The organism is Sulfitobacter sp. AS59, from assembly GCF_038899995.1.
Lineage (GTDB): Bacteria > Pseudomonadota > Alphaproteobacteria > Rhodobacterales > Rhodobacteraceae > Sulfitobacter.
The window spans coordinates 1-19,708 of the sequence record NZ_JBBMQK010000011.1 but is presented as its reverse complement, the minus strand read 5'-3'; the positions used below and the strand labels follow the sequence as shown (position 1 = coordinate 19,708).

Here is a 19,708-nt window from a genome sequence, read left to right as displayed (position 1 = left end):
GTTTCCCGCACCGTCATTTACAGAACACCCATCGGCAAAAACCGCTCAGAAAAATTTCCCCGCTTGAATTTATGCTAATACCTTATAAGTATAGTCGGGAATAAGAGCGGGCGATTCATCCCGCAGCTTTGAACCAACGGATACCCATTTCTATGGCGCAACTTTCTACTCTGCCGATGATGGAACACGGCGCGTTTGAACGCCCTGCCCCCACATTCCAGATGACACTGGCGCAACGGGCGGTTCTTAATCATTTGCGTTTGGCTGCAATGGCCTGCCGGGCCGCCGCACGCACCGACCTTTACGAGGCATGCGCGCTTTTGACCCTTGATGGCGAAGACGCAAAACGGACGTTTGTCGAAACCTTTATCAAATGCCTGCCCGGTGCCACCCGCAAACCAATCACCTGGTTTGCCCCCGGCGCGGCAGAGCTGTCGTTCGACGAATCGTGGGTAATGCGCTGCTTGTTCTGTATTTGGGACGACGAAACCAGCAACCTCAGCTTTTTGTTAAAGTCGCGGATCACCCCCGCAGACCGTAGATATATAGGTTTTTTGCTGGGTCGCATTTCCGATCAATTCTCTCAGATTTAGAATAATTCTAAAAAGACTTGGCAAACCGATTTTGGCGTCTATGTTAATGGTCAGGCAAGCAAGCTGCCCGCCAGCCAGCCACATATTTTAACACCAAAATTGGGGTGAGCAGATGACTCAGACCGCAGCCGCGTTGACCACCGACGCCAAGACAGCAATTGCCGACGCATTGAACCAGTCCGTTGCAGAAACCGCCGTGACCACGATGCTTGCGCAAAATTTCCACTGGAATGTAAAAGGCATGGGTTTCGGCCCGCTGCACGATCTTTTCCAGAAGATTTACGAAGACCACTTTATCGGTCAGGACGATCTGGCCGAACGCGTTCGCGCGTTGGACGTACATGCAGAAGGCACGCTTGCCGGTATGCTGAAGCGTTCCAAAGTCAGCGAACATGATGGCCACGCCACAGACAAAGAGATGATCCGCATCATGATGGAAGCGCAGCAAACGCTGGCCTCTACACTTGCGGGTGCCGGCGAATTGGCGGCTGAACATGGCGACACACTGACCGAAGATCTGTGCATCTCGCGCGGCACGACGCATGAAAAATTCGCTTGGTTCCTGCGCGCACATCTCGCGGGCTGATAGAGACCATGTTACAAGACCAAATCGCGGCTAGAGAACCTTCTCGGCCGCGATTTTGCGTTTCGCCAGCTTTTTGCGATACGCCGCATCCCAATGCGTATACTTGCCCAACCGCTCTTGCTGCGCGGTTAACATCTGAATGAAGCCCGTGCGGTGTCCGTCCTTTTTCAGCGACTTGAACAGCGATTTTTGCGCCTTTGTCATCGAACAGCCGATGCAATGCCCTTCGCGTTTGAATTTGCAAACGTCAATGCAGGGACTTGGGGTTTTAGCCATGAGACACCTTGCTGATCCGTAATCAAGCTGGGGGGAAAAGGTACAAGAGGGAGATTCTGCGGAGTTCTAGGCGGACAGGCACCGCTTGCCAAGGCACCACAGGGTAAATTGCCCCCTGCCCCGCGTCACTTTACCTCGACCACATGTTTGCATCATTGTTTGCGCTCATCCAGCCAATCAAACAGGGCTTCCAAACAGGCCGTATCGCACACACCTTCGCACAGCGCATCGTACATCACTTCGCGCCTGCAACAAGTTGGTCTGGCCTCCAGATCCGCCGGATTAAACATCCGCTCACCCTCGGAACGGGTGCGGGGCGTCTGGGTTTGGGCGATCTCTGCCATATGTGCCTCCGGGTTACTGAATGCCGGGCGAGCCCGTTCGGGGCATAGCAGGCGGGGTAAATGAGTGTGACCCATTGCGGGACAGCACCCATCGTTACCATACGAGGATTCATGACCTCGCGCTATTCTTACTTAAACACTCAGATACTATCTGGCGCGATGGGTCAAGACGTCTTGCGGGTTTCGGCGGAAATTGACTTAGGTCAGATGACCACGCTGCCGCGCGGGTTACGGTTAAATTCTGTTATCACTGGAAATATATATTCAATATATTATATATGTTTTTAGACAGTATTTATAGGCCACACAAGCCGAGCATAAGGACGGTAAATATGACCAATCCAGTCGTAAAAAGTTTCTGGGACGAACCAACCGGAAGTTGGCAATATGTTTTTCACGACCCCGACACCATGAAGGGGGCGGTCGTCGATCCTGTACTTGATTTCGATCCGCTGGCCGGTGCCACATCGACCAAAAACGCCGAACAGATTTTACGCTATGTGCGCGAAACCGGGATCGATCTGGAATGGATTCTCGACACGCATCCCCATGCCGATCATTTCTCTGCCGGGCCGTGGTTGAAAGCTGAAACAGGTGCCAAAACGGCAATCGGCGAAAAGGTAACCGGCGTGCAGAACCTGTGGCAGGGCATCTATAACCTGCCCGATGATTTCCCCACAGATGGTAGCCAATGGGACCATCTGTTCGCGGATGGCGATACATTCATGGTCGGCAACGTGCCTGTGACGGTGATGTTTTCACCCGGTCATACGATGGCGTCGATCACCTATGTCGCGGGCGATGCGGCCTTTGTGCACGACACGCTCATGATGCCGGACAGCGGCAGTGCGCGCGCTGATTTTCCGGGCGGCGATTCGGGGCAGCTGTACAACAGTATCTCTGCCATTCTGGCCCTGCCCCAAGACACGCGTATCTTTGTCGGCCACGACTATGCGCCCGATCGCCCCGCCGCCTGCGAAGTAACCGTGGCAGAGCATCGCGCCAAAAATATCCACTGGAAGGACAACCCGACCAAAGCTGAATACCGCGCCGTGCGCGATGCCCGCGATGCAACATTGGCCCTGCCAAAACTGATGTTGGCCGCCCTTCAGATCAACATTCGCGGCGGTCGCCTTCCCCCGGCAGAGGACAATGGACGGTCCTATTTGAAACTGCCGCTCAACTACTTCGAAAGCCGCTAAACCTTGCGGCATGTGCCCATTGCCCTGACGCGTTATGCGATTGGGCAATGGGCCTGACCCGCCATCTGGGAGGATGGGCGGATTCTAGTTCCACGACATGCGCAGCCCAAGCCCGGCCACCGGGCCGCCGTAGGCACGCGCCACGATATTTGACTGGTTCTTTTCCCACCCGACATAGGCCGACCCGCGCAAACGGTTGGAAAACCGCCGGTCAATCTGCACCTTCGCCGAAAAACGCTTGTCCGCGCGCGCGACGTTGAACTGGTTGGAAAACGCCCCGTCATAATTGCGGGTAAATGCGGCGATACGGCCCGACACAGTGGTCTTTTCCGTCAGGGGCAGGCTGACAACCAAACGGCCGCCAATTTCATCATAGCTAAACTTGTGATCGTCAGCGCGCCGCGCCTCACCATACAGCGTCGCCGCGACCATCAACCGGTCCTTGCTGGGGCGATATTGGTGGGTAACACTCAGCAAAAGCTCCCCTTGGTCATACCCGGCCAACAGGTCCTCGTTTTGATTGCGGTGGCCGAAACGCATTTGCATACGGGTCGTGTGGGCCGGGCTATGTTTGTATTGAAGCCGCCCACCGATCCGGGTGCGGGAAAAGGCCAAGGTCCCCTGTGCGCGCGAAAACTTCTGTTTGAAAAACGCACGCGCCTGCCATTTCTTCGCAGCATCCAGGTTAAACTGATAGCTGCCCGTAAAGGCCAACGCGACTTTGTCGCTCGCGTCTTCTGACGGGTATGCGCTCGCCTCAAGCCCCACGCCAAAAGACAGCACCCGCCCTGCCCCGATACGATTGGTGAATTTCATCCGCGCGTCCACGCTTGCAACATTCGCAAGGCCCAGACGCTGTGCATCCCCCTCGCCCAGCAGTTTGGATTCAACGCCAATGGCCATATCCGCAACGGCGGTCATTTTGAAATCAGCCGCCGCTTGATGGCCCCAAAACCCAGCGCAAAACGCTAGCGCCAAAGCGCGTAGAATGTGATTTGAAGCTGTCATGCGACCCTCAATGGTGTGCTTGGGATGATGTCGCGCTTAAACGCGATCTCGAGGTTTTCACCCTCGGTCTTGATCAAGATGCTCATCATCGATTCAAGCGTGAAATAGGCCCGCAAAATCCGGAAAATCAGATACTCCGGCAGGCAGATCACCCCCTTGGGCACGCCGTTCAGAAAGGACGATATGACCGCAATGATCGCCGGTGCCCCCGTGGTGACCGCCACGATTGATTGCCAGACAAGCGGACTGTCAGGGTTAAACCCGAAACCGTATTCGATGCAGCCGAACAAGATCAGCGGCACCAACATCGCACGGCGCCCGGAATTGATCAGCATATAGGGCAGGATCATTTTGCCGCGCAGGGTCATCCAGTCTGAATAGATCAGATCACGGCACCGCGAACTGATGTGATAGATGGACCTGAACCAGCGCATCCGCTGCTCGCGCATATGCGCATAGGACGACGGCACTTCGGACACATATCTAAGCTTTGGGTCGACCACAGACCGAAAGCCCAATTCACCAATACGCAGGGAAATATCGGTGTCTTCACCGTTCATCCCCTCAACAAAACCGCCCAGATAGCGCGGGTGTTCTGTGCGGTAGACCACGAACATGCCCGGAATACCGACAACCCCGTTTACCGCCCCCATGGCAACGGAATAGAACCCGTGCTTGACCAAAACCTCAAGCAGGCGCGCGCGGTCGAACAAGGCGCCACCCGGAGGCACAGGCACGCCGCCCACCACCCCAACAGACGGGTCCGAAAAATAGGCCATGGCCCGTGTCAGGTTGTCTTCGCCCACCAAGGTATCGGCATCGACGCGCACCAGAAACTCAGTCTCTGTCGCGTCCAGCCCGGCGTTCAACGCGTTCGATTTGCCCGGTTTAGGGACGTTGATCACCCGCCCTTTTGCCGATGTACAGGCGGCCAGCGTCTCGCGGGCGATGCTTTCTGTGTCGTCGGTTGAGTTGTTGTTCATGATCAGAATATGAACCTCGCCCCGATAATGCGCGGCGGCTTTGTCCATCGCCTTGATCGTATTCTCGATGATGTATTGTTCGTTATGGGCCGGAACAATTATGCTGACCGGCGGCCTAAAATCGGCGCGTTTTGCGGTTTTCACATCGTAAATCGCCAGAATATACAGCTGGGCAAACAGCGTTGGCAGGAACAAAAACACACCCGGCCCGATCCCGCCCAGCAAGGTCAGGCTGCGCATTTTCTGCACGATCCACAGATCCATACTGCCCAAACTGGCCGACACAAGCGCCGCGATCAGCGTCACCACAGCCAGCCGCAGCATCGCCTTTTTGTTGCTTGTCGGGCGATGTTCAATCCGGATACGCATCGGCATACGCCCGCGTTCAAGCAGTTTGAACGAATAGACCGCAAACCCCAGCAGCCCCGACAAAAAGGCACTGAAATGCAGCGAATAGGCCACGGAAAGCGTATCTTCCAACACCGCATTGGCCAGATCAAAGATCCCGCAAACGAACCCGTATGTCAGCACCAGATCGAATGCGAACAGCGTTTTGCCTTTCCACCCCGCCGAAGAGAACACGGCGAACGAGATGAAAAACGAAATGATAAAGATACGCACCGCAACCGCGTGGCGCCCCTCGTAGGGGGAAAAAACAATATCGCGATTGGGGAACATCACGCTGCCGGTGGGCGTGTTCACCAACCACAGCAGCACCGCCGAAATGATGCAGAACACCCCCAGCATGGCCGGCCCGCGCAACTGCGAGACTGGCCCCGCAAATTTCTTCGGGGCGCTGTCGACCGACACGAACGTGATCTGATCGCGGTTGTCTGAGGATTCTACCGCTGTCATTGGCCCGCCTGCTTGGTTTGAGGGTTTGAAAACTGCACCAAAATGCCGGTGACCGGATTAAGCTTAAGCGCCGCAATCGCTGCGTCAGACACCGGCTGCGCAATAATTTCGTCGTCATCTTGATGCGTATAAACAAGCCAGCCGTTTGCGGTGCCGTCATCCTCAAGGCTCAGCACACCCAAATCAGCGCGGCTGAACGGGGTAATGTTGGCCCATTGCGGTGCCTTTTTGATTTTCATCTCTTCAGGCAACACCGCAGCAATCAGCAAGGCGACCGCCTCGGCTTCTGCGGGCGTCAGCGCGGGCACCTCAGGCATGCCGACGTTCGCGCGTTTGGCCAATGTCGCGCGCAGCTCGGACAGCTTGCCCAGATAGCTGGGACCGCCGCCAATCAATTGCGCATCCGATTGCATTTCCGCGATCAGCTCGGGCCCGTTGTTGCACACACCGACCAGCAGTTGCGAGGACGAGGCCGTGACCTCGATCACGTTCACCGCTTCATGCAGATCGGCGGGCAGATCAACCGTCGCGCCAAATGACGTATCGCCGACCGGCACCTTATCCATCTGAACAACGCGGCCATTCAGCGATGTTGTTACAGTCCAATACGCATCTGCATCCAAAAACCCGAGCAACAGATCGAAATCAAACGTCGCGGGCATTTCATAGGCTTCGTATTCCGTCAGATCATAGCGGGTGCGCCAGCTGACCCGACGCTGGAACCGGCGCAGGCCCGCATTCGGCCCTGTGGCGGCAACGGCCAATGGCCACTGTTTGGGCGGCTCGACGATGGGGCCTTCTTCGGCGGCCAGAATTTTCAGCTCGGGCGTGGTCAGCACGTTGGCCGCATTCCCGGCGACAAAGTTAACCTTGGTATTGCCGCGCACCAACTGCGCCGCTGCAATCATCTGGTTTGTTCTACGCGTGGCCGTAAACCACGGTGACCATCCCACAGTCGCGGCGCCGCTTGATGAAATCATCCGGTCACGTGCGCTCTCGATCGGGCTATCCAATGCAAGGAAAAGCGCGCTGCTCGGCTCGATCTCGACCGTGGCGACCTGGCTGGTTTCCGCGCTACATCCTGCGTTGGGCCGTGCACCGATCATGCTAAATGAAACCTCGATTTTGTCGCCAGCAAGGTCTGCGGGCGTAAGAATAATTTGGACGGATTTTTTAACCTCGCCCGGGCGCAGCAATACTTCGGCGCGGCGGGTCCCGTTCAGCGAGATACGCAAGGTGCCTTCGACTTCGCTAAGAACCTGATATGTCGCATCAATTTGAAGATAACCTTCGGTTGGGCGCGTATCGACGGGCAACCCGAATATGGCGTTTTGGTAAGCTGGCAAACCGGACAGAATGATGGGGGTTGCCGTGTCGCGGCGGTAAATCACGGTCTCGTTCGAGCCAAACTTTGATTGCAACGGGGCGCTGGTTTCAAACACAAGCTGCGGGCCGCTCACCAGACCCTTGAGGTGGTGCATACTGCGTTGCCAAGCATCAAGATAAGAAAGAGTAAAAGCCGCGCCCATCAAAACAAACGCTAACAATCCGATGCCGATCAAACGCATTTTTCAATTCCAATCTGGCCATCCGGGCTGCCAACATCGACGCTGGACGATGTCGACAGCCCAGTCCGCCTGGATTAAGCGGCCGCCACGGCAGACGAGGGGACCACGCCGGGACGTTGGTTTTCGGTCCAGGTCGAGACGCATGGGATCATGTCCATGCGGCAACGATCTGCAAACCGCTGTGCAATTTGCTGTGTTTCCTCACACAGACCTTCGGCCAAAGTGATCGGCTTTAGACCAAGTGAGATAAACGTTTTGTTGGATACACGCAGACCGTTCTCAGCGGCCTCATTGCGGGGGTTGTCGACATTGGCAACATGGGCACCCGTCGCTTTGGCAACCAACTCTGCCAAATAGCGTACGGTGTGTGTTTCGGTCATCTGGTTCAGGATTTTGACCTTGTTGCGTTCTTGCGGGGGGTTCGCGACAGCCAAGGCAAGGCATTTCACCGTGTCTTGGATGTGGATAAAGGCGCGTGTCTGACCACCGGTGCCATGTACCGTCAACGGGTGACCGACTGCCGATTGCATCAAAAAGCGGTTCAAAACCGTGCCATAGTCACCATCATAGTCGAACCGGTTCATCAGGCGGTCGTCCAGTTTGGTTTCTTCGGTTTGTGTACCCCAAACGATCCCCTGATGCAGATCGGTGATCTGAATGCGGTCGTTCTTGGCGTAGAATTGGAACAGGATCTGATCCATCGATTTCGTCATGTGATAGACGCTACCGGGATTTGTCGGGTACAGAATGTCGCGCTGGAAAATCTGCTTGTCATCGCCGGGGATGTAAACTTTCAGATACCCTTCGGGGATCTCCATACCGTCGTCGTCATAGCCGTAAACCCCCATCGTTCCCAAGTGAACGATATGTGTATCAAGGTTCAGGTTGGTGATCGCGGCCAGCAGGTTATGCGTCGCGCCGATGTTGTTATCGACAGTATAGCGTTTCTCGGTGATCCCCTTCATGGAATAGGGTGCTGCGCGCTGCTCGGCAAAATGGATCACTGTGTCGGGCTTCAGCGCACCAAGCAGTGCTTCGAACCGGTCATATTCAAGTGCGACATCGATATGTTCAAAACCGATGGTTTTGCCGGTCGCCTCGTGCCATGCGGCAATGCGTACGTCGATTGGCTGGATTGGGGTCAGGCTGTTCGCGCCCAGATCTTCGTCGATCCGACGGCGTGACAGGTTGTCAACGATGGTGATGTTGTGGCCCAGCTGCGACAGGTGCAGTGCTGTGGGCCATCCGCAAAAACCGTCGCCGCCAATTACCAAGATATTTTTCAGTTGCTTGTCCATCTCGTTCTCTTCCCGTTTTCTCGTTTGTGGCCGTTGATCCAGCCGGGGGAGGTGCTGTTGTTTCGCACCGGTCATGAGAAGCTTTTAAGAGAAGACCAGCAGCCGCGTCTTGGCCCCGGCTGGCTAGAAAATGGATGCATTTGGTTGTGGGGCTATCCCTCCGGATAGGTGTGTTAACCATTCGGCGTATGAGAATATGGCTTTTTCGTGAAGTTTCAGGTGGTACGGGCCGAATCTGCCAGCCCCCCTGCCCGCGCGCCGGTGAATGACCCGCTTTCCAGCGCATGCCTGACAGGCGATTCTAGGCGGCCTTGATTAGCGGGGCTGTCGCCCCTGCCCTCGCACCCCTATTGCACAAGGGGCCGTTGCCCCGTCACGCCGCCGCTCTTGTACATGTTGCGGATTCCTGCGCCACGCAGCAGCGTTTCCGCCTCGCGGCGGCTGATGGTGCTGCGCGCATAGGGGCCATATCCACGATCAGGGTCCGTCAGGACCGCGGGTCGCACCACGCCCACAATCAGCTTTTGCATCGCGGTCAGCACCTCCATACCCATACGACCGGGATAAAAGCTTTCGACCAGGGCGCCATTTGCCGTGATGATCTCGTGATTGGGCAGCAGCAATGTATGATAGGTAACCGACCGCGCCCCGCGCATTTTCCGCACCCCTGCCGCTGCGACAAACCCAAGCGCGGGGGCCAACACCTCGCGATGGCCATTGTGCATCAACATGCGGTGCTGCGGCGACACGACCAGCCTGCGTGAGGGGCGACCCCTGCCAAGCGTGTCGGGCTTAAACTCAATCGGCTGCTGCGGATGATGCGCCCCGACGGCAAACCTCAGCCTGCGCGCGCCCCGCCACATCAACGGCCGCGGCCCGTTGTCCTGGGTCATGATCATATCGCCGGGCTCCAAATCCTCGACCGCGCGCTCCCCCTCAAGCGTCGCAATCATGGTGCCCGAGGCAAAGCACACAAAATCGGTCTGAATGCGCGATATGACCGCTTCACCGACTGGTGAGTTTACCGAATCCAGCGACAAACTTTTGATCGCCTTAGCCTCCATCGCGGCGATATCGGGTCCGGCCTGATATTCCGGCGCAAGAAACAAATTCCCCTGCGTGTCCTGCATAATCACCGCCGTGATCCCTGCGGTGGTGCCGTCGGTATAGGTCAGCGTCGCATTATAGATCGAAGCCGCGTCAAAGATATTGGTCTGCAAACCGTTCCCGTCATCGGCATCAAACCGCAGTTGGTCATAGTTAAAATTGTTATCACTATCGAGCATGTTCGCCTGCCCGCTGTTGTCGATGGCCGTGACCGTAACAACGTGATCCCAAAGCGGGTCACCGGTCGAACCATAGGTTGTCCCGACCAACACAGCCGCGTTGTCGGCTTGTTCCCCATCGTTTTCAACTTCGTCGATATCCAGGGCAGTTTTGCCAAGGTAAAGCGCGTCCCAGGTTAACGGCATACTAGGTTCCTTCAGGCGGTCGGCCCGAGGATATAGGCACCGGTCCCTAACAACCTGTGAAACGTAAAATTGGCGACAATAGCGGCAGGGCCACGCGTGAAAACCAGCCCGCGTTAAACGGTCAGAGCGCGATCTCGCTCCACAGCGCGCTGACTGGCAGGGCATAATTCCCGTCGCCAAACGACAGCTTTTCGCGCCCCAAATAGAACACCACCCCGGTGCAGGATTTGGTCCGACCCGGCCCGTCTTTGGCAAACCACTTTAGATGCTTGAAATCATCCATGCTGACGGTGGCAGAGGATTTTACCTCAACATTAACCAGATGATTGCCCCCGTCGATCAAGATATCAATCTCCCGCTGGTCAGCACTGCGCCAATGGTACATCCGGTAATCAGCGTCCTGCAGGGGCAAGGCGCGCTGCAACTCTCCGACGACAAAGCTTTCCAACAACCCGCCCAACGCCTGCGGCGTGTTATCAATGTTAAAACTCGTGTCGGTAAAGCGCCGTAAGGCACAGGCGACCCCCGAATCCACAAAATGATATTTCGGCTGCTTAATCTCACGTTTGCCTTCGCCCGATGTCCACGCCCCCAGCTTGGTCAGCATCGAAAGACGCATCAGAACGTCCAGATATTGGTCAACGGTCACCCGCTGCAACTTGGTCAGTTTGGCCAACTCGGATGTATTGATCTCTTGCGCAGATCGCGCCGCCATTTGATCAATAAGAATGCGCAATGCATCCGGTTTGCGAACCGGCGTGATGTCGGCCACATCCCGTTCAACCACCGCGTCGATATAGTCGCGATACCCGCGCTGCCGCGCCCGCAGGGGCAGCGTTCTGGTTTCCGGAAACCCGCCCGCCAGAATAAGGTCGATGTACTCCCCCCGCCCAAGGGCCTCAGGCTCGGATATCTGTCCAAGCTGCGGCTGCTTTTGCATCGCCCAATCCACCAGACGGCTGACCGGCGCGCTTTTAATCTCGGCCACGGACAGGGGCCAAAGCTTGAGCGTCCGCATCCTGCCGGCAAGCGAATCCGCCACATCGGTGGTCGTGAACACGTTCGACGATCCGGTCAGAACAAATTGCCCTTTGCGGCGGTCCGCATCGACAACACGCTTGATCGCCAAGGCCAGCTTCTTTGACCGCTGCGCCTCATCAATAATCAGCGGGGCTGGCCCCAAATCCTGCATCAAACTGGCAAGCTGCCCTTCCGGGTCAGCCTCGATCGCGGACAGGATCGCGGCATCATCCAAGGTGATAAAACGGCCATGCCCGAACAGATCCCTGACAAGGGTCGTCTTGCCCACCTGCCGCGGCCCGATCAGGTTCACCACCCGCGCCGATGCCAACGCCTCTTCCAGCTCGGTCACAAGGTGCCGGGGTAAATATGCCTCTGTCTGTGTTATCGCCCTGCCCTCCGCTACGGCTGTTTTCAGCAGCACCTGTCAGGCCGCCACCATTTGTGTACTAAATCCCCCACCATTTGTCTATTAGAAGCATCACCATTTGATCATTAGGGTGTCCGGTATTTGCCCATTACCGGAAAATCGCACCAGCCGATGCCCGTGCTGCGCGGGCTATCTAAAAATAAATCGCCCAATGGAAAATATTTTTGGAACCTATTGGAACCTGCTGCGTTGATTGTTGAATTCTTATTTCATCAAAACACATTCACACATCAGCATCCCATCCAGAAGGATATCGCACCCAGTGGTTTATCAAATGATCTATTTCAGCACGACACCAACCCAAATGGATGCCGCGCAGATAAGTGATCTTTTGAAACAATCCAAAGCGAACAATGCCCGCGACGGCATCACCGGCCTTCTTGTTTATTATGACAAGATGTTTTTCCAAATTCTGGAAGGCGACCGCGACAAGGTCGAAGCATGCTATCACCGCATTGAAAAGGACCAACGGCACCGGAAACTCTTCTTGATGTGGGAAGGCGATGCTGAAAAGCGCGCCTTTGATGACTGGAAGATGGCCTATGAAAGCAAAGATATGTGCGAAGAAACGCGCAATTCCAGCCTAAGCATCCATAAGCTGAAACAGGACCCCGGCCAAATGATGGGTGGTGACCCCTATATCGCCTGCGCCATCCAAAACGTGTTGTCCGATTTCAGAGAGCTGCGTTAATCCCCCTCTAACTCTCGAACTCTAGCCGGGTGACCGGCCCCAACTCTGCCTCGACTGCCCTCAGCAGGGGTCGGGTCAAATGCGTCTCAATATAACGCTGTGCGAATTTGCTCGGGGTTCGCAGGGTCAAAACGCCGCCCGTAAACCCAATAAACTGCAACTGTGAAAACCACGCCTTGAACTGATCGGCGTTATCTTGTGCCAGCCGCGTCATCGCGCGTTGCCATGTGCCGGGGCTGCTATCCGGCATCTCCTCCCCGACCGGTTTCGAATAATCGCTCAGCTGCACCACCTTCACGGGTGCTTCCTCGCGGTAGCGGCCTTTCATGCGTTCGTCGAAATCCGGGCCAACCAACTGCCAGCAATGCTCGGACAGTTTCGCAATCTGGGCATAGTTCAACCGATAGGCGGCCACCCTGCCCCGCACGCCGCGCCGTTTGCAGATCAGAATCTCCGTATCCGTCAGCCGCTTGATCTCGCGCTTGACCGTACGTTCATTGACCGACCACATCCGCGCCAGATCCCGTTGACCGACGGTCAGTTCATCCATGCGCCAATTATATCTTGCCGTGACCGCCGCGATCAATCGCATCAATGACATCTGCAAGGTTGGCGTCCCGTTCAATCCGGCAACGCTAAGCGCCGTCAACAGATCGTATTTGATAACACTCGCTTCAGGGCCCGTAAGCCTTTGTGGGTTTATCACGCTTTTGCCCGCCCGTTTCCAACCTATAATTGCCTCAATGTCCGCCTCTGCCGGGCGATTCCATTTCTGTGTTTAGAAAGCGCTAAATCCCGTCTTCTGTCAACCCACAGGAAAATACAGGATTTCTGGTTCTCTTACCAATTAATCTAAATAGATTAAGGTTAATAGGTTAAGGGGGACAGCCTAGTGTCACCTTATCGGCTGCCACCTGTCACCAAAACACCCCCTGCCCGCCTGTATCTGTCACCATATTCCGGTAAGCCTTTGTAATATAGGCCGCCGCTAAGATGCGCCTCTGGTTGGTATTCAGGAATTCCCGAAATTAGCTTTTGCCAAATTGCGAAAATCGCGTTATCCCGAATGTGAGGCTAAAAAACGCGAGTAGAAAAAATGAGAGACCACAACGATCTTCTTAACATGAACGAGCGCAGCTTGGAACAACAGGCCGCTGTGCGTCGCGCGACCTTCTCCCCCGGAGAGGTCAAGACACTGCGCCCCTTCTCAATCTGGGAAATCAGCCAGTTCATGTTCGACGTCCCCGCCGACACCCTGCGCAAGAAACTGGCCGAGGACCCTACCCTGCCCCAAGGCCTGACCGAAGAAGACGGCCGTCAGCGTTGGTTCAGCCTCGAAGAGATTAACGAGCTGCGCCGCCGTGCCAAATTCCGGGGCCGCAAGCTGTTGCCAGATCGCCCCCGTGGCCGTGCGATGCGCGTCGCCGTGTCCAACTTCAAAGGCGGCGTTGGTAAAACCGTCGTCGCCCAGCATCTCGCTCATGCTGCCGCCCTGGATGGCTACCGCGTTTTGTGCATCGACTTTGATCCGCAGGCGACGCTGACCCACTCCATGGGTCTGACCGAGGTCAAGGAGGGCAACACCGTTTGGGGCATCATGTGCCGGGATCTGTGTCGCGAGGCGAACCGCATCATGGAAAGCTATGATGACCCCGACGATTGCCCCTACCCTTCCGCTGATGAGCTGCCCGAAGATGTGCAATCCATCGGTGCGCAGCGGTTTCAGGATTTCATTCAGAAAACCTGCTGGCCGACCATCGACATTATCCCCTCCTGCTCCAATGCCGCCTTTGTCGAATTTGCCTCGGCGCAATACCGGTCACTGCACAAAGCCTGGAGCTTTTTTGGCTGCGTCGCACGCTACTTGGATGAACTTCCCGACGACCAATATGACATGATCATCTTCGACTGCCCGCCCGCGATCGGCTACCAATCGCTGAATGCGGCGTTCGCGGCGGACATCCTCTATATCCCCTCCGGCCCCGGCTATTGGGAATATGACAGCACGACCAGCTATCTGGGTCAGCTCGGCGATGCGATGGCCGATATTTCTGACGGCTTTTCTGCCCTTGCTGCGGACGCTGGTATTACACTTCCTAAACAGTTCTCGGACATCCGTTTGTTGATGACCCGATTTGAAACCAATAACCCGTTGCACAGCGCCATGATGGACGCGTTCAAAAATGTCTTTGGGGCCGATGTCTGCGCGCATCCGATTGAAATGACCCGTGCGGTCGAACAATCGGGGCGGTTCCAGATGTCGGTTTATGAACAGGACTATCGCCAGATGACCCGCGAAACGTGGAAACGCGCGCGGCAAAGTTTTGACCGCGCCTATGATGAGTTTCTGGGCACCGTGCTTGAAGCTTGGAAAGCGAACGGCAAACGTAAGGAGGCCGCTGAATGAGTGGTAAAAACAAATTCGGATTTGCGCCTGTTGAGCCAACCGCCCCGGTTAAACGCCGGACCCGCGAGCCTGGCCCCATGGGCGCTGCGGTGCGTGACGTGGCCGAAAATTTGCAAGAGGCGACAGAAGCCAAGATTGAACAACGCCGCCGCAATGCGGAGGATGCCAAAACATTTCGTCAGGCGCAGGAAGAGGGCCGCGTACTTTACCAAATCCCGCTGGCCGAAATCTTTACCGATGATCTGCCGCGCGACCGTCTCGCGCTTGAGGAAGTCGCCCAATCCGATGAGATGGAAGAGCTGAAATCGTCAATCCGCGAACGTGGCCAGCGTGAGCCGGTCGAAGTTTATGTCGGGCCGAACGGGCGCTACCAGTTGAAAAAAGGCTGGCGTCGCTTCACCGCGCTGTCCCAGCTTTTCGCCGAGACCCGGGACGAGCAGTTCAGTGCCATTACCGCGCGGATCGAATCCGGAAACGAAGACCGCATTTCGCGCTATGTCGACATGGTCGAAGAAAATGTTGTGCGCGAGGATCTGTCCTTTGCCGAGATGGCGCAGGTCGCGATCACCGCGGCGCAAGATGAAAGCGTGAGCGAGGTCGACGCGGCGGAGCTGGTCAGTCACCTTTATAGCGCGCTGCATAAAACCAAGCGGTCCTACATCAAAAGCTTTGTGTTCCTGCTGAGCGCGCTTGGCGATAGCTTGCAGTGGCCCAAGGCGATTTCCCGCAATCTAGGCGTGGATGCCGCGCGTGCCTTGCAGTCGCCAGAACAAGCGGAAAGCCTGCGCGAACGTCTGGCGGGGTGCGCATCAGCCGAGGCGCAAAATGATGTGCTGAAGCAGTTCATCGAAGGGTCACAAAAACCGGGCACCAAGGCGCAACCGCGTTCGGAGCCAAAGCAGAAGTTCGAGTTCTTTGTGGGGGAGACAAAGGTGACGGCCCGCCACGGCGAGGTGCGTTTGGTCAGCGAAGTCGACTTTGCAACCTTGCCCAAGAAGCAGCTTGAAGAAGCGGTTCGCGCCTTCGAGGAAGCCTTGAAAGGTGGTCCGCGCATTCGGTAACCCAGCGGGTTACCCATGGGTAACCCGCCCCGATGGTTACCCATGGGTAACCGGGGCAGGGTACCCCGATAACCTAGAGATATAGGCTCTATCATGCGGATTAGAGACTGAATGTGATCCTGTGGTGCCCACGGGCGTGAAAGCAGCGATATCGTCTCAACACATTGATTTTGAAATATAATATGGATAAGTGCCCAAATATTGAGCGCCTTCCGTCCATTTGCCTGAAATTGTTGCTTTCGCTGTTGTGCCGCCGGCATCTACGCGGCAACTATTACTAATGGTAGCAACGCCCCCGATCCCGATCTTAGTGTTTTCCGATCTCGACGGGACGTTGATAGATCACGCCAGCTATGACGCTTCGGCGGCTGGGCCTGCGCTGGATGCTTTGCGCGCCTGCGGTGGTGGGTTGATCATGGCAAGCAGCAAAACCGGCCCCGAAATTGCCCGCATCCGCGACACACTTGGCTGGGCCGATTTCCCCGCCATTGTGGAAAACGGCGCAGGTCTGTTGCCCGCGGGCGAGGCGGGGCAGGGGGATGCGACGCAGTATGAAGCGCTGCGCGGCGTGTTGGATAAGGCACCGCAAAACCTCCGGCAGGGCTTCCGCGGTTTTGGCGATATGAGCGTCGCCGAGGTATCTGAGGTTACCGGACTTTCGACGGATGAAGCAGCGCTGGCAAAACAGCGCGGGTTTTCGGAGCCGGGGCTTTGGACAGGTGACGACCCGCAGCTTGAACAGTTTTTAGAGTATCTGGCGGGGCAGGGGGTGACGGCGCGCGAAGGCGGCAGGTTCCTGACCCTGTCTTTCGGCCAAACCAAGGCCGACAGGATGGCGGATTTGATCGCACAGTTTAACCCCGCACATACGGTCGCCTTGGGCGATGCACCGAACGACGTCGAGATGCTGCAGGCCGCAGATACCGGCGTGATTGTCGCGAACCCGTACCGGGCCGCGCTGCCCCGGTTGCCGGGCGAAGAAACCAGCCGCATCATTCGTACAACATTACCCGGACCGCAGGGGTGGAACGCTGCACTCCTAGAACTACTCTTAGAGTTGAAGCTTAGATAGGAGCGACCAAGCATGTCAGATTTTCATCAAAACGGTAATATCGCGACGTTGCATAATTTGCGCACCCGGTCGTTGCGGGAGCTGACCCACGAGCTGGAGACCTTCGCACAGAGCCGCAAGATGACGCTGATTTTGCCCTGTCTTTATTCCGAGCTTGAAACCGATGCGATGCCCAAGATTCTGGCAGAGCTTTCCAAGGTCACCTATCTGCACCGCATCATCATTGGCCTTGATCGCGCGGACGAGGCGCAGTTTCGCCACGCCAAGAAATTCTTTGAAGGGTTGAACCAGAACCATATCGTGATCTGGAACGACAGCCCGCGGATGCTGGAACTGGGGGCGCGGCTTGATGCCTTGGGGTTGGCACCGTCCGAGCCGGGCAAGGGTAAAAACGTCTGGACCGCCTTGGGATATCTGATGTCGTGCCAAGACAGTTCCGTGATGGCGCTGCATGATTGTGACATCGTGACCTATACCAACGAACTGCTGGCGCGGCTGATTTACCCCGTGGCAAACCCGCATTTCCCCTATCAGGTGGCCAAGGGGTTTTACGCGCGGGTCGGCAATAACAGCATGAACGGGCGCGTGACGCGGTTGCTGGTCAGCCCGCTGTTGATTGCGCTGAAAAAGGTGGTCGGGGATCGCGATTATATCGATTATCTGCGGTCGTTCCGCTATCCGCTGTCGGGCGAATTTGCGATGCGGACGGGGATTTTACCAGATCTTCGCATCCCGTCCGACTGGGGGCTCGAGATCGGGGTGCTGTCCGAGGCATGGCGCAATCTGGCACCGCATTCCGTCTGTCAGGTCGAGATTTGCGATAACTATGATCACAAGCACCAAGATCTGTCTGCCGAGGATGCCTCGGCCGGGCTAAGCCGCATGTCGACTGATATTTGCAAGGCGATTTTCCGCAAACTGGCCGCGGACGGGACCGTGTTTTCCAACAATATCTTCCGCACACTAAAGGCCACATATTACCGCACCGCGCTGGATTTGCTTGAGGCCTATCACACGGATGCCGTGATGAACGGGCTGCACCTTGACCGGCACAAAGAAGAGCAGGCGATCGAGCTTTTTGCCGAAAACATCATGCGCGCGGGCAGCCATTTTCTGGAGAACCTGAGCGAGACGCCGTTTATCCCTGCTTGGAACCGGGTGCATTCTGCCGATCCTGAGTTTTTGGCCGATTTACATGCCGCCGCAGCGGCGGATGAGGCCGACTTTAACTAGGGTGGTTGGTGATCCAGCGGCACTGATAGGGGGCCAGCGATATGGTCTCGATCTCGGGATGCAGGGTTTCACCTGACAGCAGATCAACCCATGTTTCGTCTTCGATCATGTTCAGCGCCGCACCCTGGATCGCGACAGTCTCATCGCTGACATTGTGCAGGGCAAAGATTGATTGCCGCCGGTCCAGACTTTGCCGCCAAAGGGCGAAAACCCGTGCGTCTTCAAGGTTAACGGTGAATTGCGTCGCATTGGGGTGAAACGCAGTTTGCCGCGCGCGCAGTTTTAGCCGGTCGGTCAGCGCGGCCATCACGGCGGCCTGCGGGCTGGTCGGATCGGCAAGCAAGCCCTGAAGCGTGGGGTAATCCCAGCGGTGGCGGTTGATGGCGCGATTCATGCCCCGATGTTCCACGCCCGCATGATCGTTTGGCGTGGCGAGCAGCGAATGGATGTAGAACGCCGGAATCCCTTCGAGGGACATCACGATGGTTTGCGAACAGATGAACCGGTCGAAATGATAGGCATCGGTGCCTTTGAACGTGCGGCTCATCGCGTCGTAAAACGTGGTGTTCAGCTCGTAGGGGGATTGCCCGCCATCCGGCAGGGCGCGCATGGACACCAGCCCGCCCAAGTCGCGCACGGTTTCAATGACCTTTTCTTTTTCGTCCTCGGGCAGCAACCCTTCGGCGGGGCGCATTCCGATGCCGTCATGGCTGGCGGTAAAGTTAAGATACGCACAGCCCAGCGGGGCAGGGGGCATGGCGCGCTGCCATTTGCGCAAATACTGGGCCGAGCCCGACATCATCGCGTGCAAAATCAGCGGCGGCAGGGGGAAGTTATAAATTGCATGTGCTTCGTCCCGATTGCCGAAATAGCTTAGGTTTTCGCCCTTGGGGACGTTGGTTTCGGTCAGCAGAATGATCTTTTCGGGGGTGTAATCACACAGCAGGCGCATCAGTTTAATGATGGCGTGGGTCTGGGGCAGATGCACGGACGGGCTGCCGACGACCTTCCAGACAAAGGCGACGGCATCAAGGCGGATGATCTGCACGCCGTTGTCCACATGCAGCCGGATGATCCGCAGGAATTCGAGCAAAACCTCGGGGTTGCGGAAATCCAGATCGACCTGATCATGGCTGAAGGTACACCAGACGTGACGCGGGCCGTTGGTGGTCTCGATCTCTTGCAGCAGCGGGGTCGTGCGGGGGCGCACCACCATACTGAGATCGTCGGCTGGATCAGCCTCGAAAAAGAACCGGTCATAGGGCGGCTGGCCCTGACGGTAGGCGTTGAACCAGTTGCTTTGGCTTGAGACGTGGTTCAGCACCAAATCCGACATCAGCGAGAAATCTTTGGCGATACGGTTAATGTCCGGCCAATCGCCCAGTTGCGGGTGCACCGATCTGAAATCGGACACGGCAAAACCATCGTCAGACGTATAGGGAAAAAACGGCAGGATATGAACGCTGTTCACGGCCCCTTTAAGATAGCGGAGCAAGAAATCATGCAGCAAATCCAATGGCTTGTACGCACCATCAATGATCGAATTGCCGTAGGTGATGATTAATGCGTCTTTTTCAGACCACAGATTGTTGCCCGGGGCGCGGCCCCG

18 protein-coding genes are annotated in these 19,708 nt (G+C 56.5%); 8 read left to right on the top strand and 10 right to left on the bottom strand.

The genetic code is table 11. The features are described from left to right. Positions 1-152: 152 nt before the first annotated feature. Together WNY39_RS17040 and WNY39_RS17035 are read left to right on the top strand one after the other, a co-directional pair. Positions 153-593, top strand: coding sequence for a hypothetical protein (locus tag WNY39_RS17040; RefSeq protein WP_341236069.1), 441 nt, complete (start codon positions 153-155; stop codon positions 591-593). A 112-nt stretch (positions 594-705) separates the two neighbouring features. Beyond that, the gene (locus tag WNY39_RS17035) at positions 706-1,179 is read left to right on the top strand and encodes a DNA starvation/stationary phase protection protein (protein ID WP_093917422.1); all 474 of its coding nucleotides are present in this window, start codon (positions 706-708) and stop codon (positions 1,177-1,179) included. A gap of 30 nt (positions 1,180-1,209) precedes the next feature. Here the strand turns inward: WNY39_RS17035 and WNY39_RS17030 are convergent, their stop codons facing one another. Both WNY39_RS17030 and WNY39_RS17025 read right to left on the bottom strand, forming a co-directional pair. Next, positions 1,210-1,455, bottom strand: coding sequence for a DUF1289 domain-containing protein (locus WNY39_RS17030; protein ID WP_341236070.1), 246 nt, complete (start codon positions 1,453-1,455; stop codon positions 1,210-1,212). Between the two features lie 152 nt (positions 1,456-1,607). Then, on the bottom strand, positions 1,608-1,799 hold the full coding sequence (locus WNY39_RS17025) for a hypothetical protein (protein ID WP_342847465.1): 192 nt from the start codon (positions 1,797-1,799) through the stop codon (positions 1,608-1,610). 332 nt (positions 1,800-2,131) lie between these two features. Between WNY39_RS17025 and WNY39_RS17020 the strand changes: the two genes are divergently transcribed. Continuing rightward, positions 2,132-3,001, top strand: a complete 870-nt coding sequence (locus WNY39_RS17020; protein WP_342847463.1) for an MBL fold metallo-hydrolase — start codon at positions 2,132-2,134, stop codon at positions 2,999-3,001. 84 nt (positions 3,002-3,085) lie between these two features. On the opposite strand, the gene WNY39_RS17015 is transcribed toward WNY39_RS17020, so the two are convergent. From WNY39_RS17015 to WNY39_RS16990, 6 genes are all read right to left on the bottom strand, one after another. Continuing rightward, the gene (locus tag WNY39_RS17015; protein ID WP_342847461.1) at positions 3,086-4,009 is read right to left on the bottom strand and encodes a hypothetical protein; all 924 of its coding nucleotides are present in this window, start codon (positions 4,007-4,009) and stop codon (positions 3,086-3,088) included. Continuing rightward, positions 4,006-5,847 (bottom strand): glycosyltransferase family 2 protein, encoded by a 1,842-nt coding sequence (locus WNY39_RS17010; RefSeq protein WP_342847459.1) that lies wholly within the window; start codon positions 5,845-5,847, stop codon positions 4,006-4,008. Before WNY39_RS17010 ends, WNY39_RS17015 begins: the two co-directional genes overlap by 4 nt. Then, positions 5,844-7,415, bottom strand: coding sequence for a cellulose biosynthesis cyclic di-GMP-binding regulatory protein BcsB (locus WNY39_RS17005; protein WP_342847457.1), 1,572 nt, complete (start codon positions 7,413-7,415; stop codon positions 5,844-5,846). The genes WNY39_RS17010 and WNY39_RS17005 overlap by 4 nt, the downstream gene beginning before the upstream one ends. A gap of 74 nt (positions 7,416-7,489) precedes the next feature. After that, positions 7,490-8,713, bottom strand: a complete 1,224-nt coding sequence (locus WNY39_RS17000; RefSeq protein WP_342847455.1) for an NAD-dependent epimerase/dehydratase family protein — start codon at positions 8,711-8,713, stop codon at positions 7,490-7,492. Positions 8,714-9,060: 347 nt separating this feature from the next. Next, a complete protein-coding gene (locus tag WNY39_RS16995) occupies positions 9,061-10,185 on the bottom strand; it encodes a Hint domain-containing protein (protein WP_342847453.1) in 1,125 nt (374 codons plus the stop codon). A gap of 121 nt (positions 10,186-10,306) precedes the next feature. After that, positions 10,307-11,557 (bottom strand): ATP-binding protein, encoded by a 1,251-nt coding sequence (locus WNY39_RS16990; protein WP_342847452.1) that lies wholly within the window; start codon positions 11,555-11,557, stop codon positions 10,307-10,309. Positions 11,558-11,897: 340 nt separating this feature from the next. Here WNY39_RS16990 and WNY39_RS16985 point away from each other — a divergent pair, with 340 nt between their 5' ends. Next, positions 11,898-12,326, top strand: a complete 429-nt coding sequence (locus tag WNY39_RS16985; RefSeq protein WP_342847450.1) for a BLUF domain-containing protein — start codon at positions 11,898-11,900, stop codon at positions 12,324-12,326. A gap of 7 nt (positions 12,327-12,333) precedes the next feature. Here WNY39_RS16985 and WNY39_RS16980 read toward each other — a convergent pair whose 3' ends face one another. Further along, a complete protein-coding gene (locus WNY39_RS16980; RefSeq protein ID WP_342847449.1) occupies positions 12,334-13,032 on the bottom strand; it encodes a DnaA N-terminal domain-containing protein in 699 nt (232 codons plus the stop codon). Positions 13,033-13,422: 390 nt separating this feature from the next. Here WNY39_RS16980 and WNY39_RS16975 point away from each other — a divergent pair, with 390 nt between their 5' ends. From WNY39_RS16975 to WNY39_RS16960, 4 genes are all read left to right on the top strand, one after another. Continuing rightward, positions 13,423-14,733, top strand: a complete 1,311-nt coding sequence (locus tag WNY39_RS16975; protein ID WP_341236077.1) for an AAA family ATPase — start codon at positions 13,423-13,425, stop codon at positions 14,731-14,733. Beyond that, positions 14,730-15,794, top strand: a complete 1,065-nt coding sequence (locus tag WNY39_RS16970; protein ID WP_342847445.1) for a ParB N-terminal domain-containing protein — start codon at positions 14,730-14,732, stop codon at positions 15,792-15,794. The genes WNY39_RS16975 and WNY39_RS16970 overlap by 4 nt, the downstream gene beginning before the upstream one ends. 280 nt (positions 15,795-16,074) lie before the next feature. Continuing rightward, complete coding sequence (locus WNY39_RS16965; RefSeq protein ID WP_342847443.1) at positions 16,075-16,866, top strand: HAD hydrolase family protein; 792 nt, start codon at positions 16,075-16,077, stop codon at positions 16,864-16,866. A 12-nt stretch (positions 16,867-16,878) separates the two neighbouring features. After that, positions 16,879-18,099: a glycosyl transferase gene (locus WNY39_RS16960; protein ID WP_342847441.1), complete on the top strand. Its 1,221-nt coding sequence runs from the start codon at positions 16,879-16,881 to the stop codon at positions 18,097-18,099. Here WNY39_RS16960 and WNY39_RS16955 read toward each other — a convergent pair. Further along, positions 18,092-19,708, bottom strand: a 1,617-nt coding sequence (locus WNY39_RS16955) for an alpha-amylase family glycosyl hydrolase (RefSeq protein ID WP_342847439.1), incomplete at its 5' end; no start/stop codon positions are given. The genes WNY39_RS16960 and WNY39_RS16955 overlap by 8 nt on opposite strands.

What these genes read in the sequence shown, in the direction of transcription:
- WNY39_RS17040 (WP_341236069.1), top strand. Translation starts at nt 153, where the DNA reads ATGGCGCAACTTTCTACTCTGCCGATGATGGAACACGGCGCGTTTGAA.
- WNY39_RS17035 (WP_093917422.1), top strand. Translation starts at nt 706, where the DNA reads ATGACTCAGACCGCAGCCGCGTTGACCACCGACGCCAAGACAGCAATT.
- WNY39_RS17030 (WP_341236070.1), bottom strand. Translation starts at nt 1,455, where the DNA reads ATGGCTAAAACCCCAAGTCCCTGCATTGACGTTTGCAAATTCAAACGC.
- WNY39_RS17025 (WP_342847465.1), bottom strand. Translation starts at nt 1,799, where the DNA reads ATGGCAGAGATCGCCCAAACCCAGACGCCCCGCACCCGTTCCGAGGGT.
- WNY39_RS17020 (WP_342847463.1), top strand. Translation starts at nt 2,132, where the DNA reads ATGACCAATCCAGTCGTAAAAAGTTTCTGGGACGAACCAACCGGAAGT.
- WNY39_RS17015 (WP_342847461.1), bottom strand. Translation starts at nt 4,009, where the DNA reads ATGACAGCTTCAAATCACATTCTACGCGCTTTGGCGCTAGCGTTTTGC.
- WNY39_RS17010 (WP_342847459.1), bottom strand. Translation starts at nt 5,847, where the DNA reads ATGACAGCGGTAGAATCCTCAGACAACCGCGATCAGATCACGTTCGTG.
- WNY39_RS17005 (WP_342847457.1), bottom strand. Translation starts at nt 7,415, where the DNA reads ATGCGTTTGATCGGCATCGGATTGTTAGCGTTTGTTTTGATGGGCGCG.
- WNY39_RS17000 (WP_342847455.1), bottom strand. Translation starts at nt 8,713, where the DNA reads ATGGACAAGCAACTGAAAAATATCTTGGTAATTGGCGGCGACGGTTTT.
- WNY39_RS16995 (WP_342847453.1), bottom strand. Translation starts at nt 10,185, where the DNA reads ATGCCGTTAACCTGGGACGCGCTTTACCTTGGCAAAACTGCCCTGGAT.
- WNY39_RS16975 (WP_341236077.1), top strand. Translation starts at nt 13,423, where the DNA reads ATGAGAGACCACAACGATCTTCTTAACATGAACGAGCGCAGCTTGGAA.
- WNY39_RS16970 (WP_342847445.1), top strand. Translation starts at nt 14,730, where the DNA reads ATGAGTGGTAAAAACAAATTCGGATTTGCGCCTGTTGAGCCAACCGCC.
- WNY39_RS16965 (WP_342847443.1), top strand. Translation starts at nt 16,075, where the DNA reads ATGGTAGCAACGCCCCCGATCCCGATCTTAGTGTTTTCCGATCTCGAC.
- WNY39_RS16960 (WP_342847441.1), top strand. Translation starts at nt 16,879, where the DNA reads ATGTCAGATTTTCATCAAAACGGTAATATCGCGACGTTGCATAATTTG.